Raw genomic sequence first — 18,575 nt, 5'->3', positions numbered from 1 at the left:
ATGACAGCAACCGCTCCGGAACATTATCGCTTTCTTAAAAAGCTTAATAATCAGCTTTTTATTATTCTGCTGCTTATGGTGGCGTGTTTTTTTACGTGGAGCGAGAACGTTTCCATTACCAGGGCCATTAAAGTAGTCGGCCGAATGGGTGTAATGTTCTCGTCCATTATGGTTTATTGGAATATCATTAACTACGGAAGCATCAATTCTTTAAGTTATAAAAATATTTTTTCCCCTGTTTTGTACATTGCCTATTTAATTCTGGGTTTCATCTCTTTTTCCTGGAGCACCAACCCCGGGTTCAGTGCTTTGCAATGGTTTATGACCTTCCAGAGCTTCGTTTTTGCTTATTTCTTTGTCAAGAGTCTGGCAATACTTGATGTGTATTTTGAGGGACATTCCATCCGCTTGTATCATCTTTTAGGAAATACGGTTTTTGTATTGCAGCTGGTTTTTGTGATTGGGATGTGGGTGACTCCTGATGTTTTTTTCCGGCTTACGGACGGAGGAGAAGAAGCCCGCCTCGGAGGTACTTTAATGAACCCCAACGAGCTGGGAATGCTCGCCGGAGTAGGCTCTGCATGCCTTATTTTCGACCTTTACCGATTTAAAAATAAAATATGGACCATCATCAAAATACTGATTATTTTATATGCACTGTATATGACAGGATCAAGGTCTTCGCTTATCGGGGTGCTCCTTATTATATTTTTTCATGTAAACCAGACCAAAAGAAAGACCCTGAAGCTGGGCATTATTGCCGTTGTTCTTGCAGTAGCGCCTTTTGCAGTTTATACTGTTATCCTGAAAGGCGGAGACCAGTCCAGACTGGAAGAGGTAATGAGCCTTACCGGAAGGCTGCCTTTCTGGAAAGCTCTTATTACAGAGGGTTTACCACGAGAACCGCTGCTGGGATTCGGTTTTATGAGAATTGATTACAAAGAATTTTTTCAGAGTGCACATACTTACCCCGGGAAAATGACCCACAATACATTTATGCAGGTGTTGATGAATCTGGGTTTTATAGGCTTCACAATTGTTCTTTTTCAGGTTTTTTTCACCGTTAAATCAATACTGTCGGCGCAAAAAGAACTTAAGCTTATGCTGATTGGCATCCTGATTCCCATTATCATTAATTCCTTTACCGAATTCGGGGTTTTCGGAGAAAGCAACTATGGAATATTATTCTATCAGATCATTATTTTTTCAATTGCATTCCGCAATAATAATCATCTCACACGTCTTCAGCGAATAATTTTGGAGAAGAAAAGACCAGATCTGAGGCCGCAAGTGCAGTTTAAAAATTAGACTTTATTCCAGAATCTGGAAAGAAGGTATGCTTTTGTTTTTATTTAAAACAATGTAAGTCAGTGTTTTATATTTTTGGCAGCGTATTTATTATCCTTTAAATAAAAGTAAGAGTTTTATGAAAGCTTTATTTAAAAATACAGGATATAAATTGTACACGACACAAGAACCTGAAAGTTTAAAAATATCTTTTTCCTACATCAGAAATGCAGACGGTTCCTTACGTTGGTTTTGGAATTCAAAATCAAAAAAGCCATTATTTTTAAAATTTTATAATGCATCTACATCAAAGGCGAAATTATATGCTTTAGCGGTAAAACTGATATTCGAGCTGGGTTTGCAGAAATTCATTTTTAAAAAAGAGACATTATATTATAAGATTGAAGGAAAGCCTGTTTTCAACATTAAAGGTGAATGGGCAATCTTTACCGGAACAGCTGGCCCCAATAACAAGGCACTATTGTATACCGGAGGAAGCTTTTATAAAATTGCCTGCACAGAAACAGCGAAAGATCTGCTTATAAATGAGATCGCGAATATACGATTTGCTTCCGGCAGCCACTCTTTTTCTGTCCCGAAAACCATATTTCTTAACGGAAATATCTTACAAACCCGTGATATTTCTAAAAACGGACACCGCCAGAACACATTCGGAAGGATTCATGCGAAAGCAGTACAGGGAATTACACAGAGGTATCAGCGCCGTTGCACCATATCAGACTGGGAATATTTTCAGATGCTGAAGAAAAATCTAAATACATTACAAGACGAAAGAATACCGCCGAACCTGATTCGTAAACTGAATACGCTTTTGGAAAAAATCGATGAAAAAGAATCGATCACTCTTTCTTTTTCTCACGGGGATTTTACTCCCTGGAACTGCTACGTCCAAAGTAACAGACTCTCTGTTTACGATTGGGAGCTGGCTTCCTGCGAAAAACCAAAAGGATTTGATTTCTTTCATTTTATTATTCAGAACGGAATTCTGATTGAACGGAAACCTTGGAGTGCTATTCTGAAAGAAATAAAACAAAAGAACAGACTGACTTTTCAGTTTAGTGAGGAGAAATTACATTATTATCTGAAATTTTACCTCATCACCAACATCTTAACATACCTCGGGATTTATGCTGTTCAGAAAGAATGGCATCTGCAGATCCACTGGCTGCTTGAAACCTGGACGGAAGCCGTGAACCTTTTTGCAAAGGAAGTGTACACGGAAAGGGAACTGCTTATTATGGATATTTTTGATTCTATCCACCCCGTTCCGTATGCTGTTTTGAAGTATCACGGTCAGGAGCCGGAAAAGCTGAGTCTTAACTCTGATATTGATATGGTGATGTCCTCTCAGGATGCTGAAAATTTAATTCGGTTTCTTAAGAAAAACAGCCTCGCGGACCGGGTGGTTATTTCAAAAAAATCATTCATGTACAGAGTAAGAATTATTACGAATGATAAACAGATTCTTAATCTTGACCTGATCCGGAAAATTCAGTGGAAAGGCTTAGTATTTATGAAAGCCGGGAAAATGATCAGACGTTCGGTAACCAATACATTCGGGATAAAGACCGTCTGTGATGCCGATACCGCAAAATACCTGCATTACTTCTATACTCTCAACGGCAGTGAAGTACCGGAGCGATACAAAGATTTTGTTGAAAGAAATATTGCGGAACACAAACATATAAAAATTGCAGAACATATTAAAGAATTGAAAATGCAGGCGAAACAAAGAATATCTTTTTTAAAAAACACATTTACATATATCAGAGACACTTTCTCCGAAAGAGGATTTGTAATGACCTTCAGCGGTGTTGACGGTGCCGGAAAATCAACAGTTATTTCTGAAATTTCAGATCTTATTGAAAAACGGTACCGCAGACCGGTGAAAATTTTAAGACACAGACCTTCTTTGCTGCCGATTCTGAGTGTATGGACAAAAGGTAAGGAAAAGGCACATCTTGATGTAGTAAGCTCATTGCCAAGACAGGGAAACAATAAAAACAAAATGTCTTCCTTTCTGAGGTTCTGCTATTATTACACCGATTATATTATAGGGCAGTTTATCATCTATCTGAAATATGTAATGCGTGGTAAAATCGTTTTATATGACCGGTATTACTTTGATTTCATTGCAGATGCCAGAAGAAGCAATATCAGTATTCCCAAAGTGGTTACCGAGAGCGGATATTTTTTCTTAATGAAACCTGAATTCAACTTCTTTCTTTACGCGGCGCCCGAAAAAATACTTAGCAGAAAAAAGGAACTTTCCTACAAATCGGTCTGTTTTCTCACTGCAGAGTATAATAACTTGTTTTCAAAACTGGGTAAGCAAAATGACAATGTAAAATATATTGCTATAGAGAATAACGATCTTACTTCCACCTTAGAAATCATTATGAACAGCATAATTACAGCCAGATGAGAACATTTATCGAGAACATTATAAGAATGAGGAATCCTGCTTTCACGATTGATGCTGAACTGAATTCGGGTGTGGTAATCCGGATAATCTGGGTCCAGCTATGGAGCATGCTTCGCGGGTTACGAGTTGTTCTTTTCTTCAGAAATTCCAAGGGAATGCTTTTGGGAAAAAGAGTTGGGTTTTTTAACCTTTCCAAAATAAAGTGGGGAAGATTTCTGAGATTGGGAAATGACGTTTACATTTCGGCACTGGGAAAAGGAGGGGTGGAATTTGGTAATAATGTTTCGATTGGTGCTTTCAGCCGGATTATTGTATCCACTTCCATCAGCAATACCGGTGAGCAGATCAAAATAGGAAATAATGTAGGAATAGGTGAGTTTGCTTATCTCGGTGGCGCCGGAGGATTGGAAATCGGCGATGAATGCATTGCCGGACAATACTTAAGCTGTCATCCGGAAAATCACAATTATGAAAATATTGATATTTCTATTCGGCATCAGGGAGTAACGCGCAAAGGAATTAAAATAGGAAAAAACTGCTGGATTGGAAGCAAGGTTACCATTCTGGACGGTGTGGAAATCGGCGACGGATGCATTCTTGCGGCAGGAAGTGTCATTACAAAATCATTTCCGAACAACAGTATCATCGCAGGAGTTCCTGCAAAACTCATAAAAACAAGAAATTATGAAAACGAATCAGACTATACTGGCGAGCTGCTATGCCGTAAATCCGTATAAGGGATCAGAAGATGCGATGGGCTGGAATTTTGTCTGCCAGATTGCCAGATTCCGGAAAGTGATTGCCATTACGAGGGAAAATAACAGGACTGCTATTGAAAAATATATTGCAGAACATCCCGATGGCATTTACAGGAATATCACTTTTCTCTATTTTGATCTTCCTTATTGGATGAGATTCTGGAAAAAAGGCAGCAGAGGAGCGCTACTGTACTATTATTTATGGCAGAAAGGTATTGTTTCTTTTATCAAAAAACAGAAACTGGAATTCGATATTACCCACAATGTGAATTTTCATAACGACTGGACCCCAAGCTTTCTCTGGAAACTCCAGAAACCGATGGTCTGGGGACCTGTGGGACATCATCCGCTGATTCCGAGGGAATATTTAAATATGTATTCAAAAACATATTTTTTAAAAGACCGGCTTACGTGGATAGTGAAAAATTTTTTCTGGAAATTTTCATCTTCATTAAAAAACACCATCAAACACTCCGGACATATCTGGTGCATGAATACAAGCGTTCCCCAAAAGCTGAATCTTACAGAAAATTCTTACTCCTTGTATCCATCTGTGGCAGCCGAAGATTTTAAGCAGAATCAGGAGATTGGTCTGAAATCCGGCTTTACAGCAATAAGCGTTGGAAGATTTGTGCCTTTAAAAGGTTTTGATTTGACGATACGGTCATTTATAGCATTTATCGATCAGCTTCAGGATAAGGATAAAGCGCAATGCAGGCTTATTCTGGTAGGTGCAGGTGATCAGAAAGCACTCTACGAAAACCTTATCCGACAAAGCGGTATGAATGATTTCATAGAAATCATAGACTGGATCGACCGCAGGGAGCTGATGAAACTTTATGAAAGAGCTTCGGTATTTCTTTTTCCTTCCCACGAAGGTGCCGGAATGGTAGTTCCGGAAGCTCTGTGTTTCGGACTGCCGGTAATTTGCCTTCAAAACGAAGGCCCCGGAGAATTTATAAATAACAGCTGCGGCGTTGTCGTTCCGCAGCAGAATTATAAAAAAACAATAGAAGAATTGAGCCTTGCTCTGGTAAGGCTGTTTCTGGATAAACCCCTCAGGAAAAAATTAAGTCTGGGAGCCAGAAAACATTATGTTGAAAGGTTTTCCTGGAATAAAAGGGGAGAACATCTTAATGAAATTTATAACCGTATGTGACATGAACAGAGTTGTTGCCATCCATTTACTAAATGATTATAGCGGAAGTCCGAAGGTATTAATGCAGCTTTTAAAAACCTGGACAGGAAAAAACATAGAAGCTCACTTATTTACTTCCGGCGGGAGCCGAGGCTTTTTATCAGATTTGCCTGCTGTAACCCGTCATCTTATTTGGTACCGGTTTTCTCAGAACCCGCTGATAAAGATCTGTAACTTTTTTATCAGTCAGCTTTTTCTTACGATCAGGCTTCTGTTCTTTTTGAGAAGGGGAGATACTATCTACATTAATACCGTGCTTCCTTTTGGGGCTGCTCTTGCCGGTAAGCTGCGGGGCTGCAAAATAATTTACCACATTCATGAAACTTCCGTAAAACCACAAGTTTTTAAAAGTTTTCTGTTTGGAATTGCAAGATTAACGGCTTCAAAAGGAGTCTTTGTTTCAGATTATCTCATGAAAAAGGAACCGCTTGTAAAAAATCAGGTGCTCCTTTACAATGTCTTGGAACGCGAATTTGCTGAAAAGGCAGATAAATCATATATCCATACAATTCGGGGGAAAACAGATCCCATTATTTTGATGATCTGTTCTCTTAAATCTTATAAAGGAGTCGATGAATTCGTAAAGCTGGCAGAGATAAACAGTACGTATATTTTTAAGCTCGTGCTGAATGCTTCACAGAAAGAAATTGATGCTTACTTTAAAGATAGAATGATACCGAGCCATCTCAAAATATACCCTACCCAGACAGATACGCATTCTTTTTACCGTGAGGCAAGCATTATTGTCAACCTTTCCCGTCCGGAGCAATGGGTAGAAACTTTCGGGCTGACGATTCTGGAAGGGATGCGGTACCGGCTTCCGGCGATCGTTCCCCCGGTCGGAGGGATAACAGAATTGGTGAATGAAAATAAAAACGGTTTCCTTATTAATTCTGCCGATGTATATGAGCTTTCCGGGAAAATTCATTATCTGATGTGCAACGAAGAAATATACCGGTCCTTCAGTGAATCGGCGTATCAGAAAAGCCTGTTGTTTTCAGAATCTTATTTTGAAGAAACCTCTGTACAGATGATTTCCAATTAATGAATTTTTTTCCGGAAATTGGAATTAAGGTATTTGATTTATTAAATTTAATTAATTGTAAATCAATGATTTAAGTATTAAATTTAATTTGGAATACTGTTAGTACTGCCCTTATAAAAATATAAAATAGTATGAAAACTAAAGTAGCCATTATCGGAACTGTTGGCCTTCCTGCCAGATATGGCGGATTCGAAACCCTTACGGCTCACCTTGTAGAAGAACTCTCTGATGTATATGATTTTACGGTGTACTGCTCCTCAAAAAAATACAGCAGAGAAGAAAGAAAAGAAACATGGAAAGGAAGTAAGCTTAAATATATCCCGTTGGAAGCAAACGGAATTCAAAGTATCTTTTATGACAGCTGGTCTATTCTTCATGCATTACGCTGCAGTGATGTTTTGCTTATCCTTGGTGTTGCAGGCGCATGGCTCTTACCTTTTGTAAGATTATTTACCAATAAAAAAATAATAATCTCCATCGACGGTATTGAATGGAAAAGAGACAAATGGCCTCTGGCTGCAAAATTATACCTGTGGTGGGCAGAAAATCTTGCCGTAAAATATTCCCACATTGATATCTCGGATAATGAGTCGATTCAGGATTATACTTCTTTACGGTATGAGACGATCAGCAGGGTGATTGAATACGGTGCGGATCATACCAGACTAAATGCTGCTCCTGATGCGGAGGATCTGAAAAACTATCCTTTTTTATCAAAGCATTATGCGGTAAAAGTGTGCCGTATAGAGCCTGAAAATAACGTTCATACAATTTTAAAAGTTTTTAGTGAAAGCCCTGAACATTACCTTGCTGTAATAGGAAACTGGGAAAACAGCTCCTATGGAAAAGAGCTGAAGAAAAAATTTTCCGGTTTTGAAAATATCTGTATTCTTGATCCTATTTATGACCAGAATACTTTGGATATTATCCGGGGTAATGCTTCCCTCTATATTCACGGGCATTCGGCGGGAGGTACCAATCCTTCCCTCGTAGAAGCAATGTTTTTGGGACTGCCTGTCATCAGCTACGGAGTTTCATATAACAGAACTACCACCGGCGACCAGGCTTTTTATTTTTCCAATGAGGAAGAGCTGAAAAACCTGCTCAAAACAGTTACAAAAAAAGAACTGCGCAACTGCGCGGTAAAAATGAAAAAGATAGCAAAAGATAAATATATCTGGAAAACCGTCGCTGAAAAATACAGCCGTGTGATTGAAGAAAGTTTCTCTGTTACCAGGAAGAAGAGGGTATATCCCGAAATTTCAAGGCTCAACAGAAAGCTGCTTGAAAAATATAATGTGAATCATCTCCAGAATATACAGCTGTTTAACAATACTAAAAGCGGATTTAAAAATACAACATTATGAAAACCTTCACAGAACTTACAGTTTATGGGGTGCTTGCCTTCACCTTATCGATCTGCATCATTCCGCTGATGACAATTATTGCCCAGAAATGCAGGCTGGTTGATGTACCCAATGCACGAAAGGTACATCAGAACGCCATTCCGCTTATCGGGGGCCTGGCGATAGGAGTCATCGTGGCATCACTTGCAGGGCTGAGCAGTGTGAAGGATGTAAATGAAATTTTACCGATTATTATAACATCTTATGTAATGCTTCTTGTAGGAACTCTTGATGATAAAACAGATATTAAAGCCATATACAAGCTGGGAATCCAGATTTGTGTAAGTATCATTATTGCCTCTTCAGGAGTCAGGATCAGTTCTTTGTATGGCTTTTTAGGAATCTATGAACTGAATGTATATGCTCAATACATAATTACGGTTTTGGTAATTGCAGCTGCGGTGAATGCTTTCAATCTTATTGATGGGGTAGACGGGCTTGCAGGAAGCGTTGCCGGAATTGGCTTCATAATGCTTTTAGCGATTACTGTTATCCAAAACAATTACGGTTTAATGAAGCTTGTGATGTTATTTATAGGAGGTATTGCTGCATTCCTCAGATATAATTTTTCAAAAAAGAAAAAGGTTTTCCTGGGAAATTCGGGATCTTTATTCTTAGGGTATTTTCTGGTGTCAATTGGGATTTATATTACGAAATTCGATCATCCTGCTTCAGGTTTCCCCTATGGACTGTTTTTTCTGTTATTCGTGTTTACAATTCCGATGATCGATTCTCTGAGAGTATATGCAGACCGGGTTTTGCGGGGTAAATCACCTTTTAAGGCAGATAAATCTCATATTCATCATTATCTTTTGCAGCTGGGAATATCACATAAAAAAATTACGCTGCTTTTCATCATCATGAATATGATCATACTTGTGGTTCAGTATCGCTTTCTGGAAAGCTATTCTGTATACACCTTTCTTATTTCATTTATGGTTTTTGCAGGTATATTTAAATGCATTAAGATCCTTAATTTTTTTACAGTATGGAAAACTAAGGTTAAAGAGCTTGAAAACACTAAGTGATGGAAAACTTCCCGAGGGTCCCCATCTGTGCTACATATACTTGTAAGTGCTTTGTAACGCAGATCCTCGGGTTTTATAGTAAATTTTATTAGTTAAGATAGTAGTTTTTCATGTTTTATTAGTTTTGAAAAATGCTCCAGAGTTTCTCCGGAGCATTTGTTCATTTTAAAAATTAACCCTTATATCGGCAGGTTTCTTCATTCTTATAGTAACCTTTACGGGATTATCTGTTATTTCATAATCTGCATCTTCATATATTTCATCATCCTTTCTTTCCTGTACCCTGATTTCTCCGAATCCGATTTCGTCCTTAGAGATTTCGATCACGAAATCGTTTGTTTCTTCATCCTCTTTAAAATGTTCTTTTTTAAAATCAATAAATTGCATAATATAGTGTGTTTGGTTGTTTAACAGATGGAGCAAATTGTATGCAATTAGTATGTAACATCCCTTATTTACATTTCTCACAGGAAATACTTGCTTTATTGAATCGATAGTAAATTAATATTAATAATGATTTATTTTAAATAATTTTATAAATTTTAAAATTTTCATTACCTTTATAGATACCACACAAATAAAATATTATGAAAGTTAAAACTTTAACGTTTTCAGTTTTTGCTTTGTTTTTTACCGGCCAGGTATTTGCTCAGCAGGCTACCGAGGCAAAAATTTATCAGAATTATCCGTTAGGGATGAATATGCTCCAGTTTTCTTACGGAAGGCAGTCTACCAATTCCACTATTGACGGAGATATCACCTTACCGAATAAAGATGTGGACATTGACGCTACCATCATGTATCTGCGGTACGCCACTTTCTTTAATCTTTTTAACAAAACTGCTGGTATACAGGTTGTATTGCCTTATGTAGACATCAATGCCAATTTTTTCGGAACCAAAGCTAACAGCTCGGGATTGGGAGATATGATCTTTGTAATCGGCTCCAATATTATCGGCGGAAAACCGATGGCATTCGGAGAATATCTGCAGACCCCTAAAGAAACCGTATTCGCCTGGTCTCTTGCAACAACTGCTCCTACAGGAAGTTTTTCAAGTGAAAAGCTGCTGAATCCCTCCGGAAACCGGTGGCAATTTAAACCTGAATTGGCGGTCAGCATTCCTGTCAGTAAATTTGATCTGGAAGTATACGCAGCGGCCAAGTTTTTTACCACCAATAATAAACTTCCGTCTACGGTGTTGGAACAGCCCGCATCGTCTGTGTCGCAGAAACCTTTTTACAGCCTTACATTTCACAGTGTTTACAATATCAATGATAAAATCTGGGTTTCCTTTGATGCGGCGGGAAGAAAGGGAGGCGAAACCAAAAAGAACGGCATTGCACAAAATGATTCCCAGACTGTTCTGGGTTTAGGGGGTTCCATGAATTACTCTCCGAGTGTTCATCATAAAATCGGCGTAAGCTTTATCACCAATGCAGCCGGAGACGAAAATTCGCCAAACGGTTCTATTTATGCCCTTAAATACTCTTATGTATTTGGAGGAGGAATGGATAAAACCCTTAAGGAACTTCAGGACAAAAAGTAAAAAACACCTCAACAAAATATTTTTAAATTATGAAAAAAGTATCCACTCTTTTGCTCGGTACATCGGTACTGATTGGCAATATCTCGTTATATAAAGCTCAGAACAAATCATCAGCAGATAGTAAACCTGCAAGCAGCTACACTCAGAAAAATAATAATGCTTTAAAAGATTATTTACCCTTCAATGACAATACGGATTTCGAAAATGCCCAAAAAGGATTAATGGCCACTCTTCCCACAGGAGAAATTAAAGATGCCAACGGAAATACTTCCTACAGTACTAAAATATTTGACTTTCTGAATGCGGAAGCACCGTCAACAGCCAATCCGAGTTTATGGCGGCAAAGCAGGCTGAATGCCATCAACGGTCTTTTTAAAGTAGCCGAAAATATTTATCAGATCAGGGGATTTGATCTTGCCAATATGACTCTCATAAAAGGAAAAACGGGATGGATTGTTATCGATCCGCTCACCGTGGAAGAAACAGCCCTGGCAGGAATGGAACTTGTGAAAAAAAATATAGGGGATTTCCCTGTAAAAGCGGTTCTGCTCACACACAGTCATATCGATCATTTCGGGGGAATGAGGGCATTCATTAACGAAAAAGATATTAAAAGCGGAGCGATTAAAGTGTATGCTCCCGACGGTTTTTTTGAACATTCCATCAGTGAAAATGTAATGGGCGGAAATGCAATGAGCAGGAGAGCGGCCTATATGTACGGAAATCTTTTGCCTAAAAATGCTGCGGGCAGTCTGGGATCGGGATTAGGAACCACCACTGCCAAAGGAAGCACGGGAATTCTGGAACCTACGGATATTATTTCAAAACAAGACGGTGAAACTAGAGTAATTGACGGCGTTACCATAGATTTTATTTACACTCCGGAATCGGAGGCCCCGGCGGAGATGATGTTTTATTTCCCGGAATTTAAAGCTTTTTGTCAGGCCGAAAACATTTCACATACCCTTCACAACTTATATACCTTACGAGGTGCCCAGGTGAGAAACGGCTTAAAATGGAGCAGCTATATTGATAAAAGTATTCAGAAATTCGGAGACAGAGTAGAAGTTTCTTTCGGTTCTCACCACTGGCCGGTGTGGGGAAACAGCAATATCGTTACCTTTTGGGAAAACCAGCGGGATATGTACAGGTTTATTCATGATCAGACCTTGAGGCTTGCCAATCAGGGGTATAATCCTACCGAAATTGCTGAAATGCTGAAGCTTCCCGAAGCGCTCGATAAGCAGTTTTATAACCGCGGTTATTACGGTTCTGTAAATCATGATGTAAAAGCGCAGTATCAATTGTATTTCGGGTGGTTTGACGGCAATCCTTCCAATTTAAATCCACTGCCTCCGGCTGAAGCAGGGGTTAAATATGTAGAATTTATGGGAGGAGAAGAAAACGTACTCCAGCAGGCAAAAAAATCATATGACAAAGGAGAATACCGATGGGTTGCCGAGGTTTTAAAACATGTTGTTTTATCAGGAAGCAAAAATCAGAAAGCCAAAGACCTGCTGGCCGATGCGTATGAACAGTTAGGCTATATGGCGGAATCCGGGCCATGGCGCAATTTCTACCTCACCGGAGCATCAGAACTTAGATATGGTAAAAAAATGACAGCACGCGGCGGAACAGCCAGCAAAGATTTGATCAACGGAATGTCTTCCGAATTATTCTTTGATTATCTGGCCATGCGCTACAAAGGAACAGAATATTATACAGACCAATATAATTTTAATATTGCGCTCACCGATAAAAATGAAAAAGTGGCACTTATCGTAAGAAACGGAATGGTGACCCCAAGAATCGGCAGCTTCCTTACTAACGATGTGACTGCAACGGTTGCCGTAAGCAGGAATGATCTGGCACTACTCACTGCAGGGAATAACGCCAAAGCCGCTGACTATATTAAAAACGGAAAAATAAAAGTTGAAGGAAATGCAGACGCTTTTATCCAATTTATTGAGCATATCGATAATTTTGATGCGTGGTTTAATATTGTTGAACCTTAGCGGATTTAAAAATCAAATTATTTCAAAATAAAATTAAAATACTTATCGTTAGTGGATTAAGGCCTTCAATGTTTATATTATCACCGATGTTTTGTCAAAATGAGAAAAATTCATGCGTGCATTATTGATGATGAACATACTGGAAGAGAATACATCTCTCTTTTATTAAAAAAATGAATTCCCGGAAATTCAAGTCACATTTCTGTCAGAATGTGTAAAAGACGCCTTATTGAAATTTACGAGGGAAACACCGGATATTGTTTTTCTGGATGTTCAGTTAACGGATGATGATGCTTTTGATCTGCTGTCAAAACTTCGTAATTTTTCATCACAGATTATTTTCATCACCGCGTATGATCACTTTGCGATTCAGGCCATACGCTACGGGGCAACAGATTACATTCTTAAGCCTGCTAACGTACTAGATTTTGTTGCTGCGGTAACAAAAACGTTGGAAGTCATAAAGAAAACAGATCTCGTGCTGCTAATGCTGTCGCAAAAAGCAAAATTAATCTTCCTACGATGCAGGGATTTAAAACCATTGATATCGCAGATATAATCCGTTGTGAAGCAGATGCCAACTATACCGTTTTTTATATGAACGATAAAACCAAAATGATGATTGCAAATAACCTTAAAGATGTTGGAATTCCCTAATGCCCCAGCGGAATGATATGCATTAGCGGAATATGCAGAACCCAGCAGCTCTAAGTTTTTAGTGCAAAACAGATCTTTCCGAAAAAGATAGAAACTGGATAGCATTACTAAAAAATTAGTTTTCAATTAAAATTACGAATTAAGCCTCAATCCAAGTAATTGAGGCTTATCTTTTACATCAGCAATCTAATGCCGGTACGAGAAGCCTATAAAATAATGTCTTTCTGCATGGTGCTGCAGACCGTAATTAAGTCCGGCATCGATTTTAAAATTTTTTGCTACTTCCATTTGAACGGCAGCATTAATATAGTTGGCAAACTGATGTGCTTTAAAGTCATAAGTATAATACGTTTCTGCAATTCCGTCAATATTTTTGGTTAATGGATGGCTGATGGTAAGGGTTTGAAGAAGTTCAGTATGCATTTGCGGCAGATCCTGATCCTTCAGCCGGTCTACTTCTAGCTGGAATCCTAAATTCCACTCTCCGGCAAATTTATAAAGCATAGGGACGATAAGACCATACTCAAACCGGCTTTCATCATCATACTGCGATGAAGGAATTTTAGCATAGGGAAGGACCGCCATTACAAAATTACCTTTATCGTTGCCGGTGATGTTCTGTTTTATACGGAATGTGATGTCTCCGAAACCTTGGGTCTTCGAGATATTTCCGGAACTTTTTTCAGTTTCTTTCTGTATCCCGTAACTTTGAAAACCTATTTGTATGGCCGTAGAACCTGTAATTCCTATCTTTACATTAGCCTGATTGATCAGTATGGTTTGTGTTTTATTTAATTCAGACTCTTCTCTTTTAAACCTTACTGCATCTGTCTCATATTGAATGTGACCTGCATCTACCGTATAAGGTGATTCGGTGACATCCGGACGGTCGGTATTCATTTCCCGCATAAGCGCTTTCGGAACAGGATTAAATAATGAGTATTTTTTTTCATTCTCCTGTTGTGCAGCGCAGGCAAAAGAAAATAAGAATGCAGATAAAACCAATACCCGGAAGCTGTGATTGTAAGTCATCGTTTTTTAAAGACTATTGCAAATTGCATACTAATTACTTTCATTAACCTGAGATGTGGTATGAAATGGTAGCCGTTTATTATTTAAAATTAAATTACCGAAAGTATAGCTTGTTAAAATGTATGTAAAGTTCCTATTTTTGCATATGGTTGAAATATACGTTTATTCATGAACAATTTTTCTGAAAATGATCATATCAGTGTGGTCTCCTCATTTCCGGAGCTTGTAAAAACAGCATTTCACGGGAGCTTGAATGCGATTTGCTGGAACAGAATATTAGACGGAGATTTTCAGGAGATTGTATCTAAACTTACGTTAAAAGATAATATCACAGAAGTTTCCATTGCGGATCTTTTAGCTCTTGATCTGTCTGAACAAGGAAATGCAGCACGGGAAATGATTATCCTCGATATGCAGATGCTTTCAGAATTCGGGGCAGCGCCTTCCCTTAATTTATTAAAAAACTATGAACGTGACGAAGAATTCGACTTTATTTCTACCGATGTTTATTCGTTCCATGCAGATCGTTCCCCTATAGAAACCTCTACTTTTTTATGCACTTATTACGGAGCAGCGAGCGAACTTGTATCTAATGACCAGTGTACCCGGAAAATTCTCATTCCTGAAATTCGTGAAAAACTTAAAAAATTACATGACGGTCCCGATACAGAATTTGAATCCTTCCTCAGAGACAACTATTTCGATCTCCATTACACCGCAAATGCGAATGCAATACCTGTTAATTTAGGCAAAGGTAACCTGTGGAGACTTGCGGTAGAGCATCCGGGACAGAAAGTTTTACCATGCATTCATAGGGCTCCGCAAGAGAGAGAAGGAGAGTATAGGCTTCTGCTGATTTGTTAGGAAGCGAAAATACTTATTAAATTTAATCTGATTTCGGTTGCTCGTAACTACGTGTGATAGGCTAAAAAAGTTTATTTACTACTTTTCTGGTTTGCTCCATCGCTATTCCGAAAATAATATGAGAACCGAATTCCCAAACCCACCAGGACTTCGGCATTTCAGGAACTTTTCCCTGCAGTTTCAGGGCCGGAAGCGTAGAGCCGTGGGTTAATGCCCACACTGCTGCTCCTGCTGCGATACCTTCGCCAGCCTTAAAGAAGTTGCTTTTATTTGCTAATGTCACATAACTTACACCAATCAAAGTACCCAAAGTATAATGGATTATTTTCATCGACTGTAATGTTTCAGTATGAGAAAGCTCTTTGTGGGTGATCTTGGCATACACCTTCTTTGCTAAAACTGCCGGAGGCATATTTTCCGGCTGATGAGTTACGTCTGCTCCACGAAGTTTGAGATCATCATCATTAGGCGGAAATTGTTTTTCTGCGATTTTTTGCAAAGGCGGTTCTGCAAGAGTTTTTATGAATGACGCCACTAATCCGACGGCAATTCCTGTTATAAAAGTTTATGGTATTCATCGGTATAATTTTAAATCGTTTTCCTGTGGATAGAAATTCGGGCGGCCGTTTTACGGCCGCCCGAATTTTATATTATTAAAAAAGTCAAAAAATTTATTTCTTCAGAACAGACATTAATTTTTCTGCTGCACCTTCTGACGAAGCTGGATTTTGTCCCGTAATCAGCAGGCCGTCCTGTACAACATGTACGCCCCAGTCATCGGTTTTAGTATATTGTCCGCCGGATTTTTTAAGCTCATCTTCAACAAGAAAAGGCACAACGTCCGTTAATTGTACAGCTGCCTCCTCGGTATTTGAAAAACCCGTGACATTTTTACCCTTAACAAACGGCTCGCCGTTTTCGAGCATTATATTTTTGAAAACACCCGGGGCATGACAAACTGCTGCTACAGGTTTTTGATTGTTGTAAAAATCAAGAATCAATTGCTGGGAATCTTTGTCATAAGCAAGATCCCAAAGCGGGCCGTGGCCTCCCGGATAAAAAACAGCGTCAAAATCAGCAGCTTTCTGCTCACTCAGTTTCTCCGTATTGGCGATGATATTTTGTACTTCGTCATCCTGATAATAGCGCTTTGTAGCGGGTGTCTGCGTATCCGGATCTTCACTTTTAGGATCAATAGGGGCCTGCCCGCCTTTTGGTGTTGCTACGGTTATTTCAAATCCCGCATCTTTCAGCAAGTAATACGGAGCTGCAAATTCTTCTACCCAGAATCCTGTTTTTTTACCTGTATTTCCCAGTTCGTCATGGGAGGTAACTACGAATAGTACTTTCATTGTATTATTTTTTGTGTAATTGTTTTTCTTAAAAGAAATGTTTCAGTTAAAGTATACTGTTCAGACATATTACCGTACAACTTTATTGCCAATGAAGGATAAATTGATAAAAAATGTGGTATGCAATGAATAGATACATAAAAGGGAATATTTTATTTTTTATTAACTTCTGTAAGCTAAAAAACTTTTGAAATTATTTAAGAAACTATTTTATCGGCAATAGTATCGGTTTTTAATGAAGCAGCCACTCTCTTTCCTGCGGTATCACAGAAATCGAGACCGGAATAATCGGGATTGAGGCCTGCAATATATGGAACAGCCATAATAAAAAGATTTTCCGTAGCCTTTCCGTAATAATCCAGTGCCTGAAAATAATCATTGATATTTAATCCGTCAACACGCAGATAATAGTTCCCAGAATCTGCTTTGAGAATTTTTCTGTTATCTTCGTCAAACTGAATTTTACCCGCATTTGTATCTTTAAACTTAAGATATCCGGAGCTGATGAGTCCTTCTTCTCTTAACGTCCTGAAAGGAATGTCATTAAACTGTACCGGCTGCTGCCCGATGGCATCAATATACATTTGGTAATGATCAGATTTTTTATCTCCTGTATGATGATCGGTATAATGATAGACCGCTCCTTCTTCCGGATGAGGTTCTACATGGCTTTCATCATCCACACTTATAAGGCTTATGAGTCCATTATTGTATAAAGCAATAATTTCCCTGTACGAAGATTGCGGAAGTGAAGCAATAATTACCGAAATAAGCGGAAGTAAAGTTGTTCTCATCCTGATCATATCTTCTGCAGAAAAATGCTTCGCCGGATAATTAATCGCATAGCTGAATGCCGAAAGCGTCTCTTTCCATGCGATGGTCTGATGTCTCTCAATTGATTTCTGCGCTTCCTCATATTCGGCTTTAAAAAGTCCGAAACTGTCCAGTTCTTCCCGTATACTAAGCATTTTTTCTACAAACTGCTCAATGGTGAGATCTTTAATTTCATTGTAAAATTTTTCATTTTTCTTGCGGAGAGGCTGTTTGAAGTTGCGTTCGAAAACATAATTAAGATCTATAAAACCACCATTTTTCTCTTTGTATTCGTAGATTTCTTCCTGCGACATTATCCAGCCTTCAGAAAAAGCGCTTCCTTCAGAATGAAAACGTAATGCAGGCAGATAACCTCTTTTTGAAAATAAGGTGAGCGAAAAATTACTGCTGTTTTCATTTAATTGATAGACTATTTCATCATTCTTCTCGCTAAATGTCCCGTTAAGCCGTGCCAGTGTTTTGATGGCATCAACAGCGGTAAGAGAAGTCCCGCGTATGGCAACCGGGAAATTGGTAGACGCAGAGAACTTCGATGGAGGATAAGGTGAATCATACCAGCCTTTTGTATGTCCTTCATGGGTTTTGGGCCAATGATGTCCGGTGCATAGTATTGCTGTTGAGCATTCATACTGCCCGCTTTCTGTAACTATTTCAAAAAAGCCGTTCTTCTTGCGAATATCCGTAACTTTTGTTTCCGTGAAAACTTTTACCACAACTCCTGATTTTCTGGCAGTATTCAAAAGTATTCTGAACTGTTCTTCAAGATAATCCCCCAATATAAGTCTTGGGATTACCTTATATTCATTGATATCCCGATAATCGGAGAAATCCGGATGATGTGGATAAGGTTTTCTGTGAATAAAGGATGAAAAAGTTTCCGGCAGCTCGGGAAGCTCATTGGCAGAAACATTAGCAACATGCTCTTTAGCAGCGCCTTCACGGCTGTAGGGCATTCCTGTGCCAATTCTTGTACTTTTTTCAAAGATATATAATGTCCGGGGATATATATTTTCGGAGATGAGATGCTTAACTGTAAATAATGCAGCCGGACCGCCTCCGACAATACCGATACTGTCGATTTTTTCCATATCTATACTTCTGTTTTG

17 protein-coding genes are annotated in these 18,575 nt (G+C 38.7%); 12 read left to right on the top strand and 5 right to left on the bottom strand.

Going from position 1 to position 18,575, the window contains the following annotated elements:
* The 7 genes from ACYT6F_RS16570 (at position 1) to ACYT6F_RS16540 (ending at position 9,168) form a co-directional block, all read left to right on the top strand.
* Positions 1 to 1,308 carry an O-antigen ligase family protein gene (locus ACYT6F_RS16570; protein ID WP_472598733.1) on the top strand — a complete coding sequence of 436 codons (1,308 nt, stop codon included), beginning with the start codon at positions 1 to 3 and terminating at the stop codon, positions 1,306 to 1,308.
* Between the two features lie 118 nt (positions 1,309 to 1,426).
* Entirely contained in the window at positions 1,427 to 3,733 is a 2,307-nt protein-coding gene (locus ACYT6F_RS16565) for a hypothetical protein (RefSeq protein ID WP_472598732.1), read from the top strand.
* Positions 3,730 to 4,470 (top strand): acyltransferase, encoded by a 741-nt coding sequence (locus ACYT6F_RS16560; RefSeq protein WP_472598731.1) that lies wholly within the window; start codon positions 3,730 to 3,732, stop codon positions 4,468 to 4,470. Before ACYT6F_RS16565 ends, ACYT6F_RS16560 begins: the two co-directional genes overlap by 4 nt.
* Positions 4,418 to 5,650 (top strand): glycosyltransferase family 4 protein, encoded by a 1,233-nt coding sequence (locus ACYT6F_RS16555; RefSeq protein ID WP_472598730.1) that lies wholly within the window; start codon positions 4,418 to 4,420, stop codon positions 5,648 to 5,650. The genes ACYT6F_RS16560 and ACYT6F_RS16555 overlap by 53 nt, the downstream gene beginning before the upstream one ends.
* Positions 5,628 to 6,734: a glycosyltransferase family 4 protein gene (locus tag ACYT6F_RS16550; RefSeq protein WP_472598729.1), complete on the top strand. Its 1,107-nt coding sequence runs from the start codon at positions 5,628 to 5,630 to the stop codon at positions 6,732 to 6,734. Before ACYT6F_RS16555 ends, ACYT6F_RS16550 begins: the two co-directional genes overlap by 23 nt.
* 131 nt (positions 6,735 to 6,865) lie before the next feature.
* Positions 6,866 to 8,101 carry a DUF1972 domain-containing protein gene (locus ACYT6F_RS16545; protein ID WP_472598728.1) on the top strand — a complete coding sequence of 412 codons (1,236 nt, stop codon included), beginning with the start codon at positions 6,866 to 6,868 and terminating at the stop codon, positions 8,099 to 8,101.
* Positions 8,098 to 9,168: a glycosyltransferase family 4 protein gene (locus tag ACYT6F_RS16540; RefSeq protein WP_472598727.1), complete on the top strand. Its 1,071-nt coding sequence runs from the start codon at positions 8,098 to 8,100 to the stop codon at positions 9,166 to 9,168. Before ACYT6F_RS16545 ends, ACYT6F_RS16540 begins: the two co-directional genes overlap by 4 nt.
* 165 nt (positions 9,169 to 9,333) lie before the next feature.
* Here ACYT6F_RS16540 and ACYT6F_RS16535 read toward each other — a convergent pair whose 3' ends face one another.
* On the bottom strand, positions 9,334 to 9,555 hold the full coding sequence (locus ACYT6F_RS16535; protein ID WP_472598726.1) for a hypothetical protein: 222 nt from the start codon (positions 9,553 to 9,555) through the stop codon (positions 9,334 to 9,336).
* 200 nt (positions 9,556 to 9,755) lie between these two features.
* Here ACYT6F_RS16535 and ACYT6F_RS16530 point away from each other — a divergent pair, with 200 nt between their 5' ends.
* The 4 genes from ACYT6F_RS16530 (at position 9,756) to ACYT6F_RS16515 (ending at position 13,387) form a co-directional block, all read left to right on the top strand.
* Entirely contained in the window at positions 9,756 to 10,715 is a 960-nt protein-coding gene (locus tag ACYT6F_RS16530; RefSeq protein WP_472598725.1) for a transporter, read from the top strand.
* A gap of 29 nt (positions 10,716 to 10,744) precedes the next feature.
* On the top strand, positions 10,745 to 12,730 hold the full coding sequence (locus tag ACYT6F_RS16525) for an alkyl/aryl-sulfatase (RefSeq protein WP_472598724.1): 1,986 nt from the start codon (positions 10,745 to 10,747) through the stop codon (positions 12,728 to 12,730).
* Positions 12,731 to 12,917: 187 nt separating this feature from the next.
* Positions 12,918 to 13,289: a LytR/AlgR family response regulator transcription factor gene (locus tag ACYT6F_RS16520; RefSeq protein WP_472601131.1), complete on the top strand. Its 372-nt coding sequence runs from the start codon at positions 12,918 to 12,920 to the stop codon at positions 13,287 to 13,289.
* Positions 13,253 to 13,387, top strand: a complete 135-nt coding sequence (locus tag ACYT6F_RS16515) for a hypothetical protein (protein WP_472598723.1) — start codon at positions 13,253 to 13,255, stop codon at positions 13,385 to 13,387. The genes ACYT6F_RS16520 and ACYT6F_RS16515 overlap by 37 nt, the downstream gene beginning before the upstream one ends.
* Positions 13,388 to 13,573: 186 nt before the next feature.
* Here ACYT6F_RS16515 and ACYT6F_RS16510 read toward each other — a convergent pair whose 3' ends face one another.
* The gene (locus tag ACYT6F_RS16510) at positions 13,574 to 14,419 is read right to left on the bottom strand and encodes a transporter (protein WP_472598722.1); all 846 of its coding nucleotides are present in this window, start codon (positions 14,417 to 14,419) and stop codon (positions 13,574 to 13,576) included.
* Positions 14,420 to 14,587: 168 nt separating this feature from the next.
* Here ACYT6F_RS16510 and ACYT6F_RS16505 point away from each other — a divergent pair, with 168 nt between their 5' ends.
* Positions 14,588 to 15,283, top strand: coding sequence for a DUF1826 domain-containing protein (locus ACYT6F_RS16505; protein ID WP_472598721.1), 696 nt, complete (start codon positions 14,588 to 14,590; stop codon positions 15,281 to 15,283).
* Positions 15,284 to 15,344: 61 nt separating this feature from the next.
* Here ACYT6F_RS16505 and ACYT6F_RS16500 read toward each other — a convergent pair whose 3' ends face one another.
* The 3 genes from ACYT6F_RS16500 to ACYT6F_RS16490 all read right to left on the bottom strand — a co-directional run bounded on the left by ACYT6F_RS16500 (position 15,345) and on the right by ACYT6F_RS16490 (position 18,557).
* Complete coding sequence (locus tag ACYT6F_RS16500) at positions 15,345 to 15,782, bottom strand: DUF1440 domain-containing protein (protein ID WP_472598720.1); 438 nt, start codon at positions 15,780 to 15,782, stop codon at positions 15,345 to 15,347.
* Positions 15,783 to 15,954: 172 nt separating this feature from the next.
* Positions 15,955 to 16,635, bottom strand: a complete 681-nt coding sequence (locus ACYT6F_RS16495; RefSeq protein ID WP_472598719.1) for a type 1 glutamine amidotransferase domain-containing protein — start codon at positions 16,633 to 16,635, stop codon at positions 15,955 to 15,957.
* Positions 16,636 to 16,832: 197 nt separating this feature from the next.
* Positions 16,833 to 18,557, bottom strand: coding sequence for an FAD/NAD(P)-binding protein (locus ACYT6F_RS16490; protein ID WP_472598718.1), 1,725 nt, complete (start codon positions 18,555 to 18,557; stop codon positions 16,833 to 16,835).
* Positions 18,558 to 18,575 lie beyond the last annotated feature (18 nt).

The organism is Chryseobacterium sp. NG-CE01 (assembly GCF_055695505.1).
This window is presented reverse-complemented; position numbering and strand designations above follow the sequence as displayed.